Below are 21,492 nucleotides of genomic sequence, written 5' to 3'. Positions count from 1 at the left end.
AAAGAGTTTATGTATGAGGCTAATTGGGTTTATCGTAATTTTATTTACTCTAAACACTGCTACGGCAACAGAAAAGCCTAAGCTAACAATTCTGTCTCATGCATATTTTGCTAATGAATTTGACAAAAATAGTGTCAACCGTCACCTAAATGCTGTAATCAAACCAGCCCTTGCAGATGAATTCGATATAGATGTCGAAATAACAAATCATGCTCGGTTATTAAAACGCTTATCTGGTAACGAAGCTAGTTGCACTTACAATGCCATCAAAACCCAAAATCGATCGAAAGCTATGATATTTTCGACGATACCCACGTACATGCATGTACAGCGTCGTTTATACGCCCTTAAAAGTACCTTAAAGTCAGGTTCGGAGCCTGTTTCTGTTACAGAGCTACTAAAAAGCAAAGCTAGCTTTGGGATTGTTGGCTCAACTAGTTACCGCGAACTTGATAGCATTTTCGCTGATAAAAAATTCAATGTCGCAACGATTTACGGTGAAAATGCTTTTTTGCAATTAAGCCGCCTACTTTTCAGCAAACGTATTGATTACATCGTTGCATACAAACAAACACTTGATGTACACATTCCAGCTCATGAATTAAACCAACTCACATCAAGACGTATTGCTGAATACCCAGAATTTATAAATGGCTTTTTTACATGTAGTAAAAACACAGAAAGTTATCGAGCTATGTCGCTTATAAATGATTATATGCAAAAGGTAGAAATGGCTGCTTATATCAAAGAACTCCACCAGCAAATGAACGATCCTAGCGACGCAGAAGCAATGCTTAAAATTTACACAAACGAATATGGAATACTCTTTCAAAACGACTAAGCAGCCTCTAACTTTTGCATAAAAATAACTCAAAATATTATCAAAAAACACTTGCGCAAATAAAAACGCAGATCTATTATCTCGCCGCTTCTTGATGATAGCCAATCCGAGTACATTACAAACCCTGTTTGTAGCAAGGCGATAGAGCAACTATCCAAGAGTGTATTTGATTGCACAGAACAAACTGTGCGCTTAATAACACTCAACTGACTCGGACTTCCATTTTTTCCGAGCAGTTGCTTAATTGCCGGAGAGTAAAATGGCTATTTCAACACTTACACAAGACTTAACAATCAAAGTACCTGCAGCGTCGGTTGCTGCAAACGAACCAGTAGCACAACCTTCAAACCAATTTATTGAGCAGCTCGTTGAGCAACATGGCGCGCCATTAATGGTGCTTGATTGTGAATCTATTCGTCATCAATACCGTGCATTAAGCCGTGCTTTGCCTGGCGTTGTATTACACTTTGCATTAAAGCCACTTCCTCATCCTGCGGTTGTTCGTACGCTTTTAGAAGAAGGCTCCAGCTTTGATTTAGCAACCAGCGGTGAAGTTGACTTAGTCGCTAGCCAAGGCGTACCAAGTGATCGTACTATTCACACGCACCCAATCAAACGTGATCGTGATATTCGTGATGCACTTGAATACGGTTGTAATGTGTTTGTGGTTGATAACATCAACGAATTAGAAAAGTTCATTGCATACAAAGACCAGGTTGAGTTACTTGTTCGCTTAAGTTTTCGTAATGCGGAAGCATTCGCTGATTTATCGAAAAAATTTGGTTGTAGCCCAGCAATGGCTATTGAAATCATTAGCTACGCGCAACAATTAGGTATTCGTATTAAAGGGTTGTCGTTCCATGTTGGCTCGCAAACAGCAAGCCCAGCTAAATATGTCACTGCCATTGCTGCATGTAATCAAGTGATTAACGACGTAGCCGCATTAGGATTACCTGCGCTTAGTACACTTGATATTGGCGGTGGCTTCCCTGTGCCTTACCACAAAGACGTGCTGCCAATTGAGGAATTTTGTGCGCCGATCAATGATGCCTTAGCACAGTTACCAGAGACAGTTCGCGTAATTGCTGAACCAGGTCGCTTTATTGTAGCCAGTGCGGTTACCAGTGTTGCATCGGTCATGGGTCAAGCAGTGCGTGATGGTAAGCCTTGGTACTATTTAGATGATGGTATTTACGGATCATTCAGTGGTTTATTGTTTGATGAAGCCTCATACCCTATCGACTCGTTCAAACAATCAAACGAACGTGTTGAGTCCGTGTTAGCAGGCCCGACTTGCGATAGCATCGACGTAGTAAGTGAATCAATCATGCTACCAAAATTAAACAATGGCGATTTAATCATCAGCCGTATGATGGGTGCTTACACATTAGCAACTGCAACAGATTTTAACTTCTTCAAACGTGCAGAAGTTATCGTACTGAATGATGTAGTGCAGGTTGACGCACTCACCGGTTAATCGTTTCCTCGACTTAAAGCATGTAAGGCAACATGCTTTAACTCTTAAAATGCAGCTGCTCATTCCAGCTGCATTTTTTTATTTCTTTGTTTAAAGAAAGAGTGGTTTATAATCGTTTTCTAATTGTTCAAACGACAAGTTACCAATAAAACGGCCAAAGCTTAGCCACGTTGCTAGGCCTCGTAAGTCTTTAAAGTGTGGTGGTATAAATTTAGGGTCTTCAATCACACCTAAATCATGTAATTGCGATATCAGCCTGAAATCATCAATTGAGATTTTACCGACTAATAATAAGTGCAATTGATCAATTCGGCCTAATTGAATGGCAACCCGAATAAGGTTATACACCAACACGAAACCTTTGATGTAGGCGATATCTTTGGTAAAAGGTAAGCCTGTTGCTGTGCTGCCTCTAAACACGCGTTGAGTAAGTGTATAGCTTTCGTCTTTACTCAACCCTTGCGCTACATAATCACGATAAATATCAACAAATTCTGCGCCATCAATGACTTTAGTAATACCTTGAATACGGTTCACTAATTTTGCTAAACGTCGTGGCGTTGACTTTAAGGTAATAATTTCGGTCAAGACAGCAAGACCTTCTTGGGTGACCGTAGAGCTCGGAGTGCCTTTACTTAAGCAAGTTAAATATGGCTGTGCAAGACCATTTTGCGTGGTCCCAACATGGATCCAGCCTTCATGCACCTCAAGAATATCTAGCTCTCTTTGAGAGAATTTAACATCTTGATTAAGTTTAATATTATTTGCACCTGCCGCAGCATCACTCACAATACCATCACTCAGAATAACCTCAACGTCGATGCCCGGCATCGTTTGAGCTACTTGTGATGCTAAAATTTTTACTGCATCTTCTGCATCAATGTTTTTTGGATCATCAGGCAAGATATCAGCATCAAGCATGCTTTTTAGCGGCTGCTCAAGCATGGTTGCAAGTTCAGAAAGTGAAGGCTCTCCAGCATGGAATAAATCTTTTGGATGACCAAACAACTCAACAGACAAATCATGAAATTCAGGAGTACCACGATATTCAATCATACTAAGTACGGTTTTATATTCAGTACACATTTTGCTCATATATTGCGCAATTGGGTTTAATTGCCCTAACTGGCTGATGATATCGCGATTTAAATCAGAAAACGCGCGGCGCAACTCGCTTGGTACAAAACCAAGATCACGCTGTTGGTAATAGGCTTGATCAACCGTTGGGTTCTTTTGGCACTTATTCTTAAAAAACTCTTCTTTGATTTGTTTATCCCAGTTGATCGCATCAAGAATACGAATGGGTGTTTGCAATGCGATTAATCGGTCAGATAACTCGCGGGTTTTTGCTAATAATGCCTTATCTATCATGCTCTAGGCTCACTGTGTAATGAGCCTTGAGCATAGGCTAAATTTGCATAATTTCAAAGCAAAATTACGCTGTTTTAATTAAAATTTAGCTTTTTTAGAGACTAATTTTCCGTCGTTGTAGAGAAGTAAACTGGGTACCGAATTAATGCCATTTTCAATAAATAAATCATTACCATAATCGATTGAAACTGGCATGGTTGCAGAGAATTTATCAACATACTCTTGCACTGCGCTTTGGTCAGTCCATAACTGACTCACTTTAACCTCGACATCAACTCCTTGCTCTGCAAGTTTATTAGCATGTTGCTGCGCTAATACACACTGCTTTGCCATTGCAGGGCGAGTGTCGGCTAAGTACCAGTCGCACCATGTTGCGGTGAATAGCACGGCTTTTTTGCCTTGTTTCGGAATAACCAAAGGAGTGGCTTGGCCTTGCTTTTCGTTTAATAAGCGCGCTTCATCAACTTTGCCATTGTGTGATAACAAACGTAATGTGTTATCAAGCGGTTTATCAGCTTCGTGGCCTTGAAAAATCACCTTTTTATCACTATCAATCAATACATGAAAAGGGGTGCCCATAAATTCATAATGTTTAGCAACTTGCCCTGTGTGATCAGTAAAAATTGGCATAGTAAGTGAAAAACGCTCTTTAACCTTAGCAACAGCGTCTGCATCATCATTGAGATCAATATTAATAGCCACAAATTGAATTTTATCGCCATACTGCTCATAAGCATGCTGAAAATGTGGCATTTGCTCCATACATGGCTTGCACCAAGTAGCCCAAAACTTTAAGTAAACTGGTTTTTTGCCTAAGTAACTGTCAAGGTTGACTATTTTTCCTGCTTCATTTTTTAACACCAATGGTGCTGTATTTGCTGATATGCTTTGGCTTACAAGCAACAAGCCTACTAGTAGTATCAGGGGTATAAACTTATATTTCATTGTGCGTCCCTCAAATAAAATCTATCTTAAGTTTAGGGTAAGAGAAAATATTGTAAATTTTCGACATCTTCTTACTCAATATGATTTTACTGATTTATAACAAAGTAGGGCTTTAAAAATATAACAACACAATTAATACCTACATAAAATAACACTAAACTCTTTATAGGTTTGAAACGTATTACACAAAAAAGGAGTCATTATGAAAAATGAGCTAGACGGTAAATTGATCCTCTCAGCGTATGAAAAAATCATTCAACACGGTGAAGATCATGAAGATGGAAAGCTTTATGAGGGTATTTGCGCTTTTTCGGATATCGATGGTTATACGGTCTATCTAAAAGGCAGTGGCGTGTTACTGCGCTTTGGTTTTCACAATACTTATCACCTTGACTATCAACATGAAAAGAACAAAGAGGACTTTTTAAAGAAAGTGCTTTATATCGCAGAACAGGAACTGTAAAGAAGTAATGAAACGACGGGTAAAAGCTGAGTCAAAGCAACAGCAAGCGTTTATTAACCAAGTTATTAATGAGCTAAAATCTAACCCAGCTAAGTTAGATATCATTCGCGAAAACCTTAGTTACTATCGTGAACAACAGTTCCTCAAGCGTGGCTTTTTGCTTGCTATTGAGCGTTTTGATTGGGTATTTGAAGCAAGTAACGATGTAGAGCAAATCTGTGCGCAAATTCTAGCCGATGATTACATTGGCAAACGTTTGCGCCGCTATCCCTTGCTGTACAAGGGCATTTTGGAACGTACCTATTAGTTCTCCCACCGCTAAAACATGATCTGTCCGGTAAAAAATGCTAGGTTAGCGCCATTTTGAAATAACGAGAACTGGACATGTCAAAAACTATAAACTCTCACAACACCCATGAAGGTGGCAATAATGGGTTGTTTAACCGATTTTTAGCCACCGTTGAATTTTTGGGTAATATGCTCCCCCACCCAATCACTTTATTTGCAATGTTCTGCGTTGCTATTATCGTTTTTAGCGGCATTGCCGATTGGTATGGTTTAAGCGCTATCGACCCACGCCCTGAAGGCGCTGCTGGTCGAGACCCTGATGGTGTTATTGAAGTTGTCAGCCTACTTAGTGCCGAAGGCCTGCAGCGTATCGTTACTGGCCTTGTTACGAACTTCACCAGCTTTGCACCACTTGGTACGGTATTAGTCGCTTTATTAGGTGTAAGTGTTGCAGAACACTCAGGTTTACTCTCTGCTGCTATGCGCGGCATGGTAATGGGCGCATCTAAGCGTTTAGTTACTTTTATGGTGGTGTTTGCTGCGATTTTATCAAATACGGCGTCTGAGCTTGGTTACGTCGTACTTATTCCATTAGCAGCCATGATCTTTCACAGCCTTGGTCGTCACCCTCTTGCCGGTCTTGCTGCGGCATTTGCCGGTGTTTCTGGTGGTTACAGTGCCAATTTATTACTCGGTACCATTGACCCGCTACTTGCTGGTATCACCACGCCAGCAGCACAAATGATTGATCCAAATTATCAAGTTGGCGCTGAAGCAAACTGGTATTTCATGATGATTTCGGTATTTTTAATTGCCATTTTAGGTACGTTTGTTACCGAGAAAATCGTTGAGCCGCGCCTTGGTAAGTACAACCCTGATGAAGCAAGCAACGATTTGCCTAAAAATGATATTGCCGGTTTAACCGATAAAGAAAAGTCAGGACTAAAATGGGCGGGTGTGTCACTGTTAGTGGTGTCACTATTACTTGCTTGGACAATTGTTCCTGAAGACGGCATTTTACGTAATCCAGAAACAGGCCTTGTGGCACATTCACCATTTTTAAAAGGCATTGTGGTATTTATCTTTGTGACTTTTGGTATTCCGGGTTTTGTTTACGGCCGCGTTGTTGGCACCATGAAAAACGATAAAGATGTCATCGATGCCATGAGTAAAAGTATGAGCTCGATGGGTATGTACATTGTGCTGGTTTTCTTTGCAGCACAGTTTGTTGCCTTCTTTAAATGGACCAACCTAGGCACAATTTTAGCCATTAACGGTGCTGCTCTTTTACAAGCATTAAACCTAACTGGCCCTGAAGTATTCGTGCTATTCATTTTAATGTGTGCATTAGTAAACTTAAGCTTAGGTTCTTCATCTGCACAATGGGCTGTAACGGCCCCCATCTTCGTACCAATGTTAATGCTAATCGGCTATGCGCCAGAGACTATTCAAGCGGCGTACCGAATTGGTGACTCGGTTACTAACCTTATCACCCCGATGATGAGTTACTTTGGTTTGATACTGGCTGTTGCGACTAAGTATAAGAAAGACATGGGGATTGGTACATTGGTTGCGACCATGCTTCCTTACAGCATGATCTTCTTTGTTGGTTGGGTCGCGTTATTCTACTTATGGGTATTTGTTCTGGGTTTCCCAGTTGGCCCTGAATCACCGATTTACTATCAGCCTTAAAGCGCTTCTTAAAGGTGTAAAAAAGCCAAGCTTTGAAGCTTGGCTTTTTTGTACCTGAGATTGTTGAAAGCTAACTTTGCGACTATTATTAAGACATTAATTTTTATTGTTATTTTTTATGAGAAAACTATTTAAGCTGTGGCTTCTACTGCACACTTTAAGTGTATTTAATTTATGTGCCAACCCGACTAAGCAGCTCGAATCGGCCTTTGCCACGTCGTTGGTTTTAACCGATGGTGATAGTATTACCTTGGGTTTTGGTGATTTTGATCCACAAACACTGTTTGACTCGCAACATGCCAACAAAGATGAAGACAGTATTGCGCTTAGAAAAGAACTCAAACTCTACAGTATTCCTTACACTTGGCAGCTTGATGAGCCTGTTTATCAACACAAACTAAGCCTGACGAGCAAAGTAAGCTATTTAAATCAATCAGATTTCATTTCGCTTTTTGATAATGTGGCTGACGACTATATTTCAGAAACAGTGTATAACGGGATGATCGGTTTTAATGCCGAAAAAGCACTTGGCTCTAAATGGTCATATCAATTTGGTTTTAATACTCACTACTTACATTACAACAATGATTATGAGTACAACTCTCCCGAGTCTAGACGTAATTTTAAGCCTTTAGCTGAAAATCTTTACACCAACCTCAATAGTAATGCACTGGTGTTAAACCCTAATGCGACCATGATCTATCGCTTACCTAGGCATTGGGGCTATTACGAGTACAAACTTAACTTTAATTATTACTATGGCTGGGCACTCTCTCACCCTGATGGAATAAATAATGCGGCGCCTGAAACATGGCGCACACTCAATGGTATTAAAGCTAAATTTAACATGTTCAAAATCGGGGTTTTTGAGCAAGCTTTTTACATCAAAGGCCAACGTATCGATTTAGGCGGCGATAGTCGGGTAGCATTTGGGACCGATCACTTTTATGAATACGGTATTGGCTTTTTATGGGATAGCAGAAAATGGACGTCATGGTTCGATAACTTTGGTATTGGTATCAACATTCACAATGGCAGTAGCCTAGATGGCGCTGCTATTGTCTTGTACTTTAATGAAATTTAAGTCCAATATAAAAACACAAACTGAGCAAACAGACTATATTATTAGACATACTTAGAATTCAAGGAAGATTATATGAAACATCACCTCGCAATTGCATGTTCATTGCTTGCCTTAACGGCTTGCGATAAAACCTCTGAACAAACAGCTAAAACGCTTCCACTGCAAGTGAGTGCAGCAGATACCATTTATTATGGTGGTGATATTCTTACAATGACTGGCGATGAACCAGAGTATGCGCAAGCAATCGCAACGCAAGGCGACAAAATTATCTTTGTGGGTGATAAAACTAAAGCCCTTGAGCATAAGTTTGGTAAAACGAAGCTGATTGATTTACAAGGCAAGACCCTAATGCCTGGCTTTGTAGATGGCCACAGTCATGTGTACGCGGTAGGCTTGCAAGCCATGGTAGCCAATGTATTACCTAGTCCAGATGGTGATGCTAACAGCGTTGAGCAAATCGTTAATATTCTCACAGCTGCACAGAATAACCCTGATTACACCACTTTTATTGAAAAAACCGGCGCTATCTTAGGATTTGGGTACGATGATGCTGAGCTTGATAGATATCCTACAAAAATGGACTTAGACCGCGTTAGCACCGAAAAGCCGGTTATTATCATTCATACCTCAGGGCACTTAAGTGTGGCAAACACTAAAGCGTTAGCCATGGCTGGCATCGATGAAAACACAGAAAATCCTGACGGCGGGATAATTCGTCGCATGACAAACTCACAAGAGCCCAATGGGGTGCTCGAAGAAAACGCGCACTTTGGATTACTGTTTAAACTGATGAAATCTGTTGATCCTGATTTACAAGATTTAATGCTGCAAGAAGGGCAAAAGCTCTATACAAAATACGGCTACACAACGGCCCAAGAAGGACGTGCGACCCAAGAAGCTTATGACTCGATGGTAAGAGCATCAAAGGCAGATAAATTCGTGATTGATATAGTTGCCTATGCCGATATGGCCACCAGCAGCGGATTTATGGACTCAGCCTATAACAGTAACACCTACACAAATCATTTTCGCATTGGGGGTGTAAAGCTGAACTTTGATGGCTCACCACAAGGGAAAACCGCTTGGTTATCTCAGCCATACTTAAAAGCCCCCGAAGGCCAAGAGCAAGGTTATGCAGGCTACCCTACTTTTAATGATGAGCAAGCTTATCAGTATATTGAAACGGCCTTTGCCAATGACTGGCAGGTAATGACGCATGCAAATGGTGATGCCGCCATTGAGCAGTTTTTAAATGCCGTTGAAAGTGCCAATAACAAGCTCGGCAAAAAAGATCGCCGCCCAGTACTCATTCATGGTCAAACAATTCGTCAAGATCAGGTAAATCGTCTTAAAGAATTAGGCATATTTCCATCGCTCTTCCCAATGCATACGTTTTATTGGGGCGACTGGCATGTAAATTCAGTGCTAGGTCACCCCCGTGCCGATTTTATTTCACCCACTCAAGCTGTTCGCAAACAAGGATTAATGTTTAGCACCCATCATGATGCACCAGTCGCCCTACCTGATGCACTACGTGTATTAGATGCAACTGTTAACCGCACAACCCGTACAGATCAAGTATTAGGGCCAGAGCAACGTGTTTCTGTGTATACTGCACTACAAGCAATGACCACATGGCCTGCGTATCAACATTTTGAAGAAAGTTCAAAAGGGCAATTAAAACAAGGGATGCAAGCAGACTTGATAATTCTTGATAAGAATCCGCTAAAGATAAAGCCTGTAGAGCTACATAACTTACAAGTGTTAGAAACCATTAGTCGTGGTGAAACCGTCTACAGCAAAAATTAAACACACTTTAAGGAGTAACATGAATAAGTTCATACAATTAGCCTGTGCTGCGCTGCTGTCTTTTTCTGCATTTGCAGCACAAACCGTTACTACAAAACTGGATATTTTAAATCTTAAGGCGCAGTCTGAGAATGTGCTAACTTCTGGGCAGCCAAGTCAAACGGATTTTGCCAAGTTAAAACAACTTGGTGTTCAGAACGTCATAAACCTTCGTGGTGATAACGAAACGAATTGGTCTGAGCAAGAGTTAGTCACTGAGCTTGGTATGAACTATTACCATATTCCTGTGCAATCTAAAGCTGATATTACCATTGAAAACGCTACGAAACTTCAGGCCTTACTCAATAAACAGCAACAGCAAACTACCTTACTTCACTGCGCGAGCAGCAACCGTGTCGGTGCTCTCGTTGCGCTATACAATGCGGTAACCTTGAAAAAGCCAATTGATGAAGCTGTTGAGATTGGTAAACAATGGGGCTTAAAAAGCCTTGAAGGGGTGGTAAGAAGCAAAGTTAACGAAGAGGTTGGTCAGCCATAAGCTGACCAACATATTAGTTTATATTGCTTTTTTCTGACTCTCTTGTTGTTTCTTGGCTTCAACTTGCTGGAACATTGAATCCACTAATTCGATAATTTTATCGTTTGCATCAATAAATTTATCCAAACCACCACCCGTTCGATAGCTTGCTTGCGCAATTGTTTTAGATTGGTCAACATTAGTGACCCAGATATTGGCATAGGCCATATAAAGAGCTAAATCCCAATGCCAGTTCGCAACATAAAATGCAATTGCATCACAACCGTCTGTGTTAGCAGTTGAGATGTCTGTTTGATACGCTTGGTGTTTCATAACATAGTTAGCCGGTATCACGCGTGTTTGCACGTTATGTTTTGCAAAACCTGTTTGCAATGATGTTACAACACCTTCTTTAACTGCTTGATGCTCTGCAATACACACAGTTTTTGGTTTTTCCGCTTCAAAACGACTTACATCCTGTTTCGCCGCACATCCAGCAAGGATAGTTACCGCAGCAGCAACAGCTGACATTTTTAAATATTTCATTATGATTTTCCTTTTTTATAATTACTTAGAGCTGCCATGCATAGCTTAGTTTAGTGAAGAAGGTACGCTCGTCACGCTCAAGACTTTTCAAAGAGTCGTCTTGATATCCTTTGTCTGAATAACCTAAGTAAAACAGCGTCTGAGAGTTAATTTTGTATGAATACACCAGCTGACTGCCATAATCGCGGTTAGTTTGACTGACATCAAATCGATAAGCTTCGTTGTTTCGATCGACGTCTTCAAACTGCAAAACGAGTTTTAGCATTGAGCGCATATTAAATTTATAATAAACACGTAAATCAGTTAAATTTGCAGTATAAACACGATCATTTTGTTCGTTATCTAGATAGCTGTAACTGTGCTCTAGTTGAACCTGCCAATGATCGTTAATATCCCATGTCATCTCAGGTTCAATACGAACCATGGTACCTAAAGCTGCATTACTGTAATCAATTTTGCTGCCATATTGAGCATACAATAAGAATCGCACATCACGAATAGGTCTAAAACCACCGTAGATATAGCCTATATTTTGATTAAAGAACTCGCCGGCATAAAACTCATTACGATGAATAAAGCCAATTTCTGTTTGCGACTGCATCTTACCTTTAAAAGTAATAAAGCCATCGTATTCTTCTTCGAGTAAGTCGCCATTTTGTGCCCACGTTTTATCCCACTCTACATTGTAGCTGTACTCTGTGATTGCATCATCAGCATCACGATACCAAGTTTGCCCACCACCTAATTGTACTTGTTCGTAATCAACTTTAGCTTGGTAGCCTAAATCAGAGCGGTATTCTTTACCTATATTTTCGTAATTAGCATAGACTTCGTAATCACGCTTAGTTCTAGTAAATTCAATAGCATAAGCTTGATCGGATTGATTCTTATCAACGCCATAATAATCAACTAAAAATTCTGAATTAGTGGTATCTGTGCTTGCAACTTGATACTGCAAACTATCTGATTGGTTAAACCAATAACTACCATCAATCGATAACACGGTATTATGGTAATCATCATTTTCACGATGAGTACTCATCACACCAATTGTGCCTTTTTGGCCAATATCAAACTGATAACGCCCCGCTACTGCTTGCGTTTTATCTGCCAGATTAGCAAAGCCCGACCCTTGATTTGTCGGAAGTAAAACACTGGTATTCTGATCATCAGCGTACATAAAACCATAGCTGTGCGCGCCGGTTTTACCAGTTAATTTTAAACCTACATCAGGTTCAGCAATCATTCGCGTATATAAAAGCTCTAGTTGGCTGGTATTAAAATAAGACGCACCATCTAAAAAGAATGGACGCTTTTCAGCATAATAAATTGAGTAAGTAGTATTTACGTCAAGTTCGAGTGAGTCTGCCTCGACCTGCGAAAAGTCAGGATTAATGGTGGCATTAATAACCGCATCTTGCGTCACCCCCCAACGTAAGTCCAAGCCCGCTTCAGTATCTATATCGCCATTTTGCCAATCACCCGGCACTGTGTCTTTGCTATCATGACGAAGCGCCGTTAAAGTGGGAGTAAGCTGAATATTTTGGCTTTCTGTCATGTTGGCAAAACCTGTGAGTTTATCAAACTGACAAAAGCTACATTTTACATCTCGGTCAAAACCAACGTTCGACATTTGATAATACACATCACGCGGGTAATTTCGCCATACTGCAAAACTCCACGTTAATTCGGCCTGGTCTTTTGGAAAGCGAAGTGCAGTGAATGGAATACGCATTTCAACAACATAGCCGTCCTCTGTTATTTGCCCTGCGCTATCCCAAATAGCATCCCATGATGGGTCTTCCACCCAATCATCAATATCTGTCATGCGCATATCGCCTTGCGCACCCAATGGGTTTACATAAAACTCATAGCCAGTTCGTTCATCATTAAAAGTATCAATCATCAAGGCAACATTGTCGTCTTGCCAAAGTGTGTCGCGATCTCGAAGAGCGGCACGAATTTGCGAAGGATCATTATCTTTTGCAATAAAACCCACATACAAGTACTTGCCATCTTCGTACATGTAAGCATCGGTTTGCACGAGCGGTGTGCCTTTTTCGGTTGGTTCGTTCTGATATTTTAATGGCACTTTAGTGGCGTATTGCCAGTGTGACTCATCCATCACACCATCAACGCTAATAGACTCTTTAATATGGGCAAGGGAGAACTCAGCTTTATCAAATGCATTAGCAGAAAAAGGCACACTAGCAACACTGAGTAAAAAAGTAGGGGCGATTATTTTATTTATTATTCTTTTTATGTACTGCATAAACATCCATTTAGACACTAACGCGTTAGAAACGCTACTTGACTGATTTCAAAGCGATTGTAATTCATCAAGGTACATTTGTTAATCTAATTTTGCATTTAACTGTATAAAAATTAACAAAATACTCCATTTGTACGATTAGCAGAGCCAAAAAAACCCCATTGCCAAACAGCAATGGGGCTTTTTTATAGAAGCTCTTATCGTTTGTTATCGAAATTCATTACTTTTTAAGGCTTAATTTATTGCCTTTCAAAGATTTGCGAACATTTGCGATACGTGAACGATTCTTCGCACGCGCTTCCCCCGTTGCCTGACCTGAAGCCTTATTTGTACGGCTACGGCGTAAATGCGACGGCTTTTTACCTATTTTATCAATCAGTACTTCACGGCTGCTTACTTCATAACCTGGTAAAACAACACGCTTGATGCGCTGTCCAATTAGCTTTTCGATATCGAATAAAGTGTTTTCTTCCTCACGGCTCACAAACGAAATAGCTTGGCCCGGCTTACCAGCACGACCTGTACGGCCGATACGATGCACGTAGTCTTCTGCAAGCCAAGGTAAGTCGATGTTAATCACACGTGGTAACCCTTCAATATCAATACCACGGGCAGCCACTTCGGTTGCGACCAGCACGCGAACTTTACCTTCTTTAAACTCGCGTAAAGCGCGGCGGCGGTTACCTTGGGTTTTATCACCATGACAAACAACAGCTGGAATACCGTCAAGGTTAAGCTCCTTTACAAGCTCATCGGCAGTTTCTTTCATGTTTACGAAAACAAGTACTTGCTGCCAGTTTTTCTTTCCTATCAATTCAGATAAAAGCTCTTGCTTACGGCGCTCTTCTACAGGATACACAACGTGTTGCACTGTTTCTGCGGTACTGTTTGTTTGATCGACACGAATGATTTCAGACTGCTTTAGTACTTTACTCGCAAATTGTTTAATTGCCGCAGGGAAAGTGGCCGAGAACAACAAGATTTGACGCGCTTCATCACAGCCATTAATAACCGTTTGCATATCGCTGATAAAGCCCATGTCTAGCATACGGTCAGCTTCATCAAGCACTAAATGCTTAACATTAGCTAAGCTGATGTTACCTAAACGAATATGATCAAGTAAGCGCCCTGGCGTTGCAACAACAATATCGACACCTGCTTTCAAATCGTTAGCTTGACCCGCTAGATTAATACCACCAAACAAGCACACTGTTTTTAATTCGGTGTATTTTGCAAACGCTTTAAAGTTATTAGCGATTTGCTCAGCTAACTCGCGAGTAGGTGCAAGCACTAGTGCACTTGGTGCATTATTTTCGCTAACAGCTGATTCTGATAATTTTTGGATAAGTGGTAAAGCAAATGCAGCGGTTTTACCCGTGCCGGTTTGCGCACTGACAAGTACGTCTTTGCCTTTTCTTACTGCAGGAATTGCACTACGTTGAACGGGAGTAAGCGTTTCGAAATTAAGCTCTTCTAATGCCTGTAAAAGCTCAGAAGAAAAACTAAATGATTTAAAATTCATGCTGTATAACCTGCGGCCATCATATCAAGGGTCGCAAATTATACAGAAAAAAAATGACTTTAGTTAGTTATAACTTAACTAAAGTGCCTTTTAATGCCACACCAGCGATAAACGTACCCGCACCACATTGATATTCTGTTTGGCTAACAAACTCACGCTTCTTGTAATACGATTGAATATTTACAACTGCATTCATGCCTTCACGGACAGCACGCTCTTGTAATGCTTTTAAAGCACTTAGCATTACCCACTCACACGCTTCTCGGTCAGTTTTATTAAATGCATTGGTTTTCTTGTTGGTGATCACTTCACCATAAGTTGTTTTAATCGTGTTATGACTTTGATCAGCAAAATACAGCGGAATATCTAACAATGCTTGTTTCGCTTTGGTGGTTTCAAGTAATGCTTGTACAGGTAGCGTTTGTAAATCATCACGTGCAAAACTGTTTGTTGAAAATAAACAAGCCGCTAAAACACATGCAAGGGTCAATAACTTCATTTAAAAATTCCTTCTATAAAATTTCCATGCAACACCAAAACCAACCGAAACATTATAATCTTGCTTCACGAGTGGGCTTGCATCTTGTTGACTGTTAGTAAGGTGATGATATTTAACAAAACCACCTAACCAATACTTTGGTGTGTCAAAATGTACCCCAATTGATACATCAGCGCCAGAAAAACCTGAACGACTTGAGTATGCTTGGCGAGTTTCATTGCTATGTAAGTCACTCACTCCATAGTAGTAATCAAGGTATTTATCGCTAGCAAAGTTGATATTGCCACGAAACGCTAATGAAAATTGTGAATCCGCTTTTTCGATGATCGGCACTCGATAATACACACTTGGCCCATAACGCCAGCCAATATCATCAATACCAGAGAAATCTGTCGCAATGGCTTTGCGCGCAAACAAGCTTAAATACAAATGCTGTTTAGCGTTTGGTTCACCTATTAGGTAGTAATTAAGTGAAGGCCCTAATTCAAACACCCAATCTAGATCATCCATACCTTCTCGGGCTTTGTTGTCTTCACTATCAACTGCAAGACCTACGTTGGCAGATAAATCTAAATGGAGATTTTCTTGCTGCCACAAAAAGCCAGTGAAACTATTACGGTCTATGGCCATTGTGTCACTTTGATAACGAAAATAAGGCACAGGCAATAGGTATTGCTCACTTTCATCTGAACCTAAATAATGCGGGATATCTGCATAAAAAAGGCCTGCACCGAACTCCATTTTTGCAGTGCCCTTTTCTCCACTATCTTCTGCAGCATAAGCATTAAAAGTTAGAATAAATAAAATACTTATGATGCAGCGCTTGATCATGCTTGCCACTTTTTAAAAATTAACGAGGTATTGATACCACCAAACGCAAAGTTATTACTCATAATGTAATCTGTTCGCATTTCACGGCCATTGCCCTTGATATAATCTAGGTCAGCACACTCAGCATCGACATCTGTTAAATTAATAGTAGGTGCAAACCAACCATCATTCATCATATTAATACTCGCCCATGCTTCAATGGCGCCACACGCACCTAAGGTATGACCTAAATAGCTTTTTAATGAACTAATAGGTTTCTTGCCAAGGGCATTGAAAGTCGCTAGAGACTCCGCAATATCACCTCGATCTGTTGACGTACCATGAGCATTCACATAGCCAATTTGATCCGCAGTAAGCTGTGCATCATTAAGTGCCATTTCGATAGCCACTTGCATAGTTTCTGCGGTAGGTTGCGTCACATGCTGACCATCTGAGTTACAACCAAAACCAACTAGCTCCGCATAAATGGTCGCTCCACGGGCAAGGGCATGCTCATACTCTTCTAAAATGAGTGTGCCTGCACCTTCTCCAATAACCAGACCATCACGATTTTGATCAAATGGTCGAGGCGTGCTTTTCGCAGCATCATTTTTTGTGCTGGTCGCGTATAAGGTGTCAAATACCGCAGCTTCTGTAATGCATAACTCTTCTGCGCCACCAGCCACCATGGCTTTTTGGCGGCCATACTTAATCGCTTCGTAAGCATAACCAATACCTTGCGAGCCTGATGTACACGCAGAGCTGGTGGTGATCACGCGACCTTTTAAACCAAAAAAGACACCCACATTCACAGGCGCCGTATGTGCCATCATCTGGATGTAACTGGTGGCCGTTACGCCCGTCATTTCGCCGGTTTCCATCATTTTTGCAAAAGCCAATAATGGTGGTGTTGACCCCGTTGACGAGCCAAAAGCAATCCCTGTAGAGCCATCGGTTAGGCTTGGATGCTCTAATAGCCCAGCTTCTTCTAAAGCAAGCTCTGTAGTACGGGTCGACATCATAGCAACACGCCCCATTGAGCGAACTTGTTTACGCTTATAATGACTTGGTTTAGTAAAATGAGTAACAGGTGCCGCTAGTCGAGTGTTTAGTTCTGGCGCCACATCCCAGTCAGTCATGTACTGAACGGCATTTTCGCCTTTTAGCAAAGCGGTTTTAAATTCGTCCCAGGTATCACCTAATGCAGTGATGGCAGACATGCCTGTAACAACAACACGCTTCATTACACCATACCGCCATTCACAGAAATAACTTGGCGGGTGATATACGCAGCGTCTTCTGAACATAAAAACGACACAGTACCCGCGACTTCACTAACAGACCCCATACGTTTTAATGGGATCATTTTTAGCATTTCATCAACCGGTAAATCGTCTGTCATTTCGGTTTCGATTAACCCAGGAGCTACGCAGTTAACGGTGATCTTACGTTTTGCAAGCTCAAGCGAAAGCGCTTTAGTTGCACCAATAATGCCCGCTTTAGCAGCACTGTAGTTAACTTGCCCGCGATTACCAGCAATCCCTGACACTGATGCCATAGTGACAATCCGGCCACCTTTACGACCTTGCACCATTGGCATCACCGTTGGATGAACCACATTGTAAAAACCGTCAAGGCCCGTGCGGATCACTTTATCCCAATCATCACCTTGCATCGCAGGGAACGCCATATCATTTGTGATACCGGCATTACAGATCACCCCATAATACGCTCCGTGCTCGGCAATATCAGCTTCAATTTGTTGTTTCGCACGCTCTCTATCGCAAACATCAAATTGCAATAGGCTTGCATGACGACCAAGCGCACTAATTTCTTCACAGGTTTGCTCTGCTTCAGCCACACCACTGCGACAATGAACAGCAATATCAAAGCCATCGTTAGCTAATCTAAGTGCGATTGCTTTGCCAATACCACGGCTTGAGCCGGTGACTAAAATACGTTTTGTCATTGATTTTCTCTTATAAACTGCATGGGGTCTTGTGGTTGAAACACATTGATTTTTGCTTCTGCTAAGCATGTTTCATCGCTGTGTATTTGACACTCAAATACACTTAACCCTGATTCTTCTTGATATAATTTTGTCACCGAGACTTTAAGCGTTTGCTCGTTTTTAAATACCGGTGCATAGGTTTTATATTTACGCGTGCCAATTAAAAAACCAATTTGTACTTCATTTCCTTTGTCTTTTGCCAGCGCACCAGCATACGCTGCGATAGTTTGCGCCATATATTCACAGCCAATATAACTGGCAACCCCATTTAAGCTCTCGTCATAAAACGGGCTGTGTGAACTAATATCCACTTCACAGCAACCTGACTCTTCGCTGTAATTAGATAGGCGATTGAGCAATATCATTGGTTCGCTATGAGGTACGACTTGCTCAATTTTATAGTGATTCATTTAGATGTCCTAGTACTACACTGACATTATTGCCACCAAAGGCAAACGAATTTGATAAACAGGTGTTAATTACTGCCTTTTCTGGCTGTGTTATTAAACCAATTTCAGCCAAAGAGTCGTCTTTTATCACCTGATTACATACTAATTGATTAAATTCCGGGTAGGCCAAATAGAGCCAACATAAGCCCGCTTCTAAGGCACCTGCAGCACCTAGAGTATGGCCGGTCAAATGTTTAGAAGAGCTCACTTTAGTATTTTTTCCAAATACCTCACTGATTGCCAGAGATTCCATCGCATCATTTTGCGGTGTAGCTGTTCCATGGGCATTAATGTAGTCAATATCTGAAGGTGTTAAATTCGCGTCTTGCAATGCCATTGTCATAGCTGCGATTGCACCAGAACCGTCTGCAATCGGTGCTGAAATATGGTGAGCATCAGAGCTTTCACCACCACCTAAAAAGGCAATACTTTGTTTTGTGTGCTGCTCTTTACTCATAATAAATAATGCTGCGGCTTCACCAATATTGATACCAGCTCTGTCGCCACTAAACGGCTTACAGATTTCATCGCTGATCGAAGATAACGAATCAAAGCCATTAATAGTGAGTTGACACAAGCTATCTACCCCACCACAAATTACCACATCGGCTAAATCAGCACTGAGTAAGGCACGCGCACTAATAAGCGCCTTGGCACTTGAACTACACGCAGTTGAAATGCTGTAACTTGGCCCCTTCGCAGCGAGTTTTTTGGCAATATAATTGGCAGGTGCGACGAGCGCTTGGTCGTAATAATCAAATTCCTCTGGCCACTTTCCCTTCGCTGCATGGGCAATTCGGCCTCTTTCACCTTCTTGAATTGCAGCAGTACTGGTACCAATAACCACAGCAATACGGCTACTCGGAATGTTTATGCCTGTCAATGTGTCAGTAATTTGCGCCAGCGCTAAATCGATTAGCTGATAAAACCGCATTGATGCGGTTAATGGCAGTTCATTAACCAAACCCACAAACGTTGGGCGCTGCTCAAATGCAAGCGACGTCACCTCTGTGAGTGTTTGTTTAGGTTGCAAGCTGATACTTTGCATTGTTTGTTGATGACCAACCCCCAATGCACTAACAATACCTAAGTCGTTAAGCCAAAATGGCATAATCAATTAACCCTTTGAAATTTAATTTTGTAATCTCGCTGAAAGTTTACAAGTTCTGTTGCACCGTCTAAATAGCGAATTTCACTAATTAACTGTTCACCTTGATATAAGCGTCGCGTTGAGCCTTGTTCAACCAAGTTCAAATCATAAAGCTGCGAGTTAAGCACAGTAACTGGCCAGTGTACAAGCATGATATCAGCAAGAATATAGCGAGGATCAACCGCGTTGATAGGGAGCATTTTTTCGCTTTTAATCGGCCCTAGTGGCGCTTTTTCTAACTGAAATATCGGCATACCTTGAGCCGTCATAACAGCCAAGTTAATACCCGTTTCACTGTTTAAACTCAGCTGCGCTAGTAATGTATGCTGCTCATCGCCATGGTGTACTTCAAGTACTTGCTGCCAATTATCGGCAACTAATGATGGCGGTGGATCAAGCAAATAAATCCCTGCATTTGGCGCTAAATCAACACCCTTTTTTACTGCAAATTCACTGGCACAACTTGCCACTAATATGCTCAAGGTTAAAAGCAAAGAGCGTGTTAATCGCGACATAATTCAACCAACGTATTTAAGCGTTTGTTGCTTTGTTTTACAAATGGGTTTCGTAAATCCCATGCATAACCAGCAAGAATAGCACTGATCATCTCGCGCACTTGTTGGTTTTGCTCACTGTAAAAAATCACGTCCTGAAATGAGCCATCATACCAGGCACTGACGTAGGCTCTAAAGCAATTAACCCCTTGTTGCAAAGGTTCACTGTAATCGTTTTTGAAATCAACTTGCTCACCACGTAAGTAGCTATCAACTAAAGGAGCAACCAATGAAGCTGATTTTAATGCAATCGTCACCCCAGATGAAAACACCGGATCTAAAAACTCACCAGCATTACCAAGTAGTGCAAAATGCTCACCATACAAGCTCGACACATTAGCCGAATAGCCTTTGATAGCGCGCGCTTCACCAAGTGCTTCACGATTGGCTAATAACTCACTTAAATAGCTATCTTGTTCAATAAATTCATTTAAACCAGCGAGTGGTTGTTTATCATTAAGTTGCTCTGGTTTACCGACCACACCAATGCTTGCCGTACCATCACTAAATGGGATCAGCCAATACCAAATATCTTTATGCTCTGGATGAACATTAATTAAGATTTTTTCGCGGTCAAACAGGGGATCGCTAATATTATCTTTAAAATGGCTGAAAAAAGCCCAACGTACAGGGAAATTTGATGCTGACTCTAAATCAAGTAAGCGAGGTAATACTCTGCCAAAACCACTGGCATCAAGCACAAAACGCCCTTTAATTTGATAGCCTTGCTGGTTTTCATCCGTAACATCAAGTAAAGCGCCATCCTCACAATTGCTGAACGCTAACACGCTATGTTGGTAACGTATTTCAGCCCCCTGCTGCATAGCAGCATCGGCTAAGCATTTATCAAAGTCAGCGCGTTTTACCTGAAAAGTCGTGCCAGGGCCTTCGCTAAATTTCTCGGTAAAATCGATTGTTGTGTGGTTGCCACGACGCTGAAACGCCGCACCATTTTTAAACTGAAAACCAAGCGATAGTGCCTGTGTTTGCACCGCTTGCTCAAGGCCTGCTTCTGCTAAAAAGCTCATGCACTGGGGTAATAAACTTTCACCAATCGAAAAACGCGGAAAGGTTTGCTGCTCTAACACCACCACATGCCAACCTTTTTTCACCAGTAAACTGGCAGCCACGGCACCTGAAGGACCCGCACCAATAATAACAACATCAGCCTGTTGAACTTGATTATTCACCT

General features: G+C 41.3%; 21 protein-coding genes. 8 read left to right on the top strand and 13 right to left on the bottom strand.

From position 1 onward, the window contains the following. The first annotated feature begins 13 nt into the window (after window positions 1-13). Together CWC02_RS04005 and CWC02_RS04000 are read left to right on the top strand one after the other, a co-directional pair. Window positions 14-841, top strand: coding sequence for a hypothetical protein (locus tag CWC02_RS04005; protein ID WP_138616537.1), 828 nt, complete (start codon window positions 14-16; stop codon window positions 839-841). Between the two features lie 259 nt (window positions 842-1,100). Further along, window positions 1,101-2,318: a type III PLP-dependent enzyme gene (locus tag CWC02_RS04000; RefSeq protein ID WP_138616535.1), complete on the top strand. Its 1,218-nt coding sequence runs from the start codon at window positions 1,101-1,103 to the stop codon at window positions 2,316-2,318. 90 nt (window positions 2,319-2,408) lie between these two features. Here the strand turns inward: CWC02_RS04000 and CWC02_RS03995 are convergent, their stop codons facing one another. After that, on the bottom strand, window positions 2,409-3,689 hold the full coding sequence (locus tag CWC02_RS03995) for a flavohemoglobin expression-modulating QEGLA motif protein (protein ID WP_138616533.1): 1,281 nt from the start codon (window positions 3,687-3,689) through the stop codon (window positions 2,409-2,411). A 78-nt stretch (window positions 3,690-3,767) separates the two neighbouring features. After that, window positions 3,768-4,634 carry a TlpA family protein disulfide reductase gene (locus tag CWC02_RS03990; protein WP_138616531.1) on the bottom strand — a complete coding sequence of 289 codons (867 nt, stop codon included), beginning with the start codon at window positions 4,632-4,634 and terminating at the stop codon, window positions 3,768-3,770. Window positions 4,635-4,836: 202 nt separating this feature from the next. On the opposite strand from CWC02_RS03990, the gene CWC02_RS03985 reads away from it, so the two are divergent. From CWC02_RS03985 to CWC02_RS03960, 6 genes are all read left to right on the top strand, one after another. Next, a complete protein-coding gene (locus CWC02_RS03985) occupies window positions 4,837-5,097 on the top strand; it encodes a DUF3081 domain-containing protein (RefSeq protein ID WP_138616529.1) in 261 nt (86 codons plus the stop codon). Window positions 5,098-5,104: 7 nt separating this feature from the next. After that, window positions 5,105-5,404: a hypothetical protein gene (locus CWC02_RS03980; RefSeq protein ID WP_138616527.1), complete on the top strand. Its 300-nt coding sequence runs from the start codon at window positions 5,105-5,107 to the stop codon at window positions 5,402-5,404. 77 nt (window positions 5,405-5,481) lie between these two features. Beyond that, complete coding sequence (locus tag CWC02_RS03975; protein ID WP_135926342.1) at window positions 5,482-7,077, top strand: AbgT family transporter; 1,596 nt, start codon at window positions 5,482-5,484, stop codon at window positions 7,075-7,077. A 118-nt stretch (window positions 7,078-7,195) separates the two neighbouring features. Next, on the top strand, window positions 7,196-8,161 hold the full coding sequence (locus tag CWC02_RS03970) for a Solitary outer membrane autotransporter beta-barrel domain (RefSeq protein ID WP_138616525.1): 966 nt from the start codon (window positions 7,196-7,198) through the stop codon (window positions 8,159-8,161). Window positions 8,162-8,233: 72 nt separating this feature from the next. After that, window positions 8,234-9,970: an amidohydrolase gene (locus CWC02_RS03965; protein ID WP_138616523.1), complete on the top strand. Its 1,737-nt coding sequence runs from the start codon at window positions 8,234-8,236 to the stop codon at window positions 9,968-9,970. Between the two features lie 19 nt (window positions 9,971-9,989). Then, window positions 9,990-10,508, top strand: coding sequence for a protein tyrosine phosphatase family protein (locus CWC02_RS03960; RefSeq protein ID WP_138599450.1), 519 nt, complete (start codon window positions 9,990-9,992; stop codon window positions 10,506-10,508). Between the two features lie 18 nt (window positions 10,509-10,526). Here CWC02_RS03960 and CWC02_RS03955 read toward each other — a convergent pair whose 3' ends face one another. From CWC02_RS03955 to CWC02_RS03905, 11 genes are all read right to left on the bottom strand, one after another. Continuing rightward, on the bottom strand, window positions 10,527-11,033 hold the full coding sequence (locus CWC02_RS03955) for an Sbal_3080 family lipoprotein (RefSeq protein WP_138599449.1): 507 nt from the start codon (window positions 11,031-11,033) through the stop codon (window positions 10,527-10,529). A gap of 25 nt (window positions 11,034-11,058) precedes the next feature. Next, window positions 11,059-13,305 carry a carbohydrate binding family 9 domain-containing protein gene (locus CWC02_RS03950; protein ID WP_138616521.1) on the bottom strand — a complete coding sequence of 749 codons (2,247 nt, stop codon included), beginning with the start codon at window positions 13,303-13,305 and terminating at the stop codon, window positions 11,059-11,061. A 220-nt stretch (window positions 13,306-13,525) separates the two neighbouring features. Further along, the gene (locus tag CWC02_RS03945; RefSeq protein WP_138616519.1) at window positions 13,526-14,827 is read right to left on the bottom strand and encodes a DEAD/DEAH box helicase; all 1,302 of its coding nucleotides are present in this window, start codon (window positions 14,825-14,827) and stop codon (window positions 13,526-13,528) included. 67 nt (window positions 14,828-14,894) lie between these two features. Then, window positions 14,895-15,326 (bottom strand): excinuclease ABC subunit A, encoded by a 432-nt coding sequence (locus tag CWC02_RS03940; RefSeq protein WP_138616517.1) that lies wholly within the window; start codon window positions 15,324-15,326, stop codon window positions 14,895-14,897. Beyond that, on the bottom strand, window positions 15,327-16,157 hold the full coding sequence (locus CWC02_RS03935) for a MipA/OmpV family protein (RefSeq protein ID WP_138616515.1): 831 nt from the start codon (window positions 16,155-16,157) through the stop codon (window positions 15,327-15,329). It abuts the gene before it with no gap. Beyond that, window positions 16,154-17,380, bottom strand: a complete 1,227-nt coding sequence (locus CWC02_RS03930) for a beta-ketoacyl-ACP synthase (RefSeq protein WP_138616513.1) — start codon at window positions 17,378-17,380, stop codon at window positions 16,154-16,156. Before CWC02_RS03930 ends, CWC02_RS03935 begins: the two co-directional genes overlap by 4 nt. Next, window positions 17,380-18,105: a 3-oxoacyl-ACP reductase FabG gene (gene fabG, locus CWC02_RS03925; protein ID WP_138616511.1), complete on the bottom strand. Its 726-nt coding sequence runs from the start codon at window positions 18,103-18,105 to the stop codon at window positions 17,380-17,382. The genes CWC02_RS03930 and fabG overlap by 1 nt, the downstream gene beginning before the upstream one ends. Continuing rightward, window positions 18,102-18,557 carry a hotdog family protein gene (locus tag CWC02_RS03920; protein ID WP_062565713.1) on the bottom strand — a complete coding sequence of 152 codons (456 nt, stop codon included), beginning with the start codon at window positions 18,555-18,557 and terminating at the stop codon, window positions 18,102-18,104. Before CWC02_RS03920 ends, fabG begins: the two co-directional genes overlap by 4 nt. Then, window positions 18,544-19,707, bottom strand: a complete 1,164-nt coding sequence (locus CWC02_RS03915) for a beta-ketoacyl-ACP synthase (protein WP_138616509.1) — start codon at window positions 19,705-19,707, stop codon at window positions 18,544-18,546. Before CWC02_RS03915 ends, CWC02_RS03920 begins: the two co-directional genes overlap by 14 nt. 2 nt (window positions 19,708-19,709) lie before the next feature. After that, window positions 19,710-20,261, bottom strand: coding sequence for a DUF3261 domain-containing protein (locus tag CWC02_RS03910; RefSeq protein ID WP_138616507.1), 552 nt, complete (start codon window positions 20,259-20,261; stop codon window positions 19,710-19,712). Continuing rightward, the gene (locus CWC02_RS03905) at window positions 20,249-21,490 is read right to left on the bottom strand and encodes an NAD(P)/FAD-dependent oxidoreductase (RefSeq protein WP_138616505.1); all 1,242 of its coding nucleotides are present in this window, start codon (window positions 21,488-21,490) and stop codon (window positions 20,249-20,251) included. The genes CWC02_RS03910 and CWC02_RS03905 overlap by 13 nt, the downstream gene beginning before the upstream one ends. Between the last annotated feature and the right edge of the window lie 2 nt (window positions 21,491-21,492).

Source organism: Pseudoalteromonas sp. S2721 (genome assembly GCF_005887425.1).
GTDB classification, from domain to species: domain Bacteria; phylum Pseudomonadota; class Gammaproteobacteria; order Enterobacterales; family Alteromonadaceae; genus Pseudoalteromonas; species Pseudoalteromonas simplex.
Note: the sequence above shows the minus strand (reverse complement) of the source record. Positions and strands in the feature narration are given on the sequence as shown.

Coding starts and splice junctions, on each gene's coding strand:
- CWC02_RS04005 (WP_138616537.1), top strand. CDS start 14: ATGAGGCTAATTGGGTTTATCGTAATTTTATTTACTCTAAACACTGCT.
- CWC02_RS04000 (WP_138616535.1), top strand. CDS start 1,101: ATGGCTATTTCAACACTTACACAAGACTTAACAATCAAAGTACCTGCA.
- CWC02_RS03995 (WP_138616533.1), bottom strand. CDS start 3,689: ATGATAGATAAGGCATTATTAGCAAAAACCCGCGAGTTATCTGACCGA.
- CWC02_RS03990 (WP_138616531.1), bottom strand. CDS start 4,634: ATGAAATATAAGTTTATACCCCTGATACTACTAGTAGGCTTGTTGCTT.
- CWC02_RS03985 (WP_138616529.1), top strand. CDS start 4,837: ATGAAAAATGAGCTAGACGGTAAATTGATCCTCTCAGCGTATGAAAAA.
- CWC02_RS03980 (WP_138616527.1), top strand. CDS start 5,105: ATGAAACGACGGGTAAAAGCTGAGTCAAAGCAACAGCAAGCGTTTATT.
- CWC02_RS03975 (WP_135926342.1), top strand. CDS start 5,482: ATGTCAAAAACTATAAACTCTCACAACACCCATGAAGGTGGCAATAAT.
- CWC02_RS03970 (WP_138616525.1), top strand. CDS start 7,196: ATGAGAAAACTATTTAAGCTGTGGCTTCTACTGCACACTTTAAGTGTA.
- CWC02_RS03965 (WP_138616523.1), top strand. CDS start 8,234: ATGAAACATCACCTCGCAATTGCATGTTCATTGCTTGCCTTAACGGCT.
- CWC02_RS03960 (WP_138599450.1), top strand. CDS start 9,990: ATGAATAAGTTCATACAATTAGCCTGTGCTGCGCTGCTGTCTTTTTCT.
- CWC02_RS03955 (WP_138599449.1), bottom strand. CDS start 11,033: ATGAAATATTTAAAAATGTCAGCTGTTGCTGCTGCGGTAACTATCCTT.
- CWC02_RS03950 (WP_138616521.1), bottom strand. CDS start 13,305: ATGCAGTACATAAAAAGAATAATAAATAAAATAATCGCCCCTACTTTT.
- CWC02_RS03945 (WP_138616519.1), bottom strand. CDS start 14,827: ATGAATTTTAAATCATTTAGTTTTTCTTCTGAGCTTTTACAGGCATTA.
- CWC02_RS03940 (WP_138616517.1), bottom strand. CDS start 15,326: ATGAAGTTATTGACCCTTGCATGTGTTTTAGCGGCTTGTTTATTTTCA.
- CWC02_RS03935 (WP_138616515.1), bottom strand. CDS start 16,157: ATGATCAAGCGCTGCATCATAAGTATTTTATTTATTCTAACTTTTAAT.
- CWC02_RS03930 (WP_138616513.1), bottom strand. CDS start 17,380: ATGAAGCGTGTTGTTGTTACAGGCATGTCTGCCATCACTGCATTAGGT.
- fabG (WP_138616511.1), bottom strand. CDS start 18,105: ATGACAAAACGTATTTTAGTCACCGGCTCAAGCCGTGGTATTGGCAAA.
- CWC02_RS03920 (WP_062565713.1), bottom strand. CDS start 18,557: ATGAATCACTATAAAATTGAGCAAGTCGTACCTCATAGCGAACCAATG.
- CWC02_RS03915 (WP_138616509.1), bottom strand. CDS start 19,707: ATGCCATTTTGGCTTAACGACTTAGGTATTGTTAGTGCATTGGGGGTT.
- CWC02_RS03910 (WP_138616507.1), bottom strand. CDS start 20,261: ATGTCGCGATTAACACGCTCTTTGCTTTTAACCTTGAGCATATTAGTG.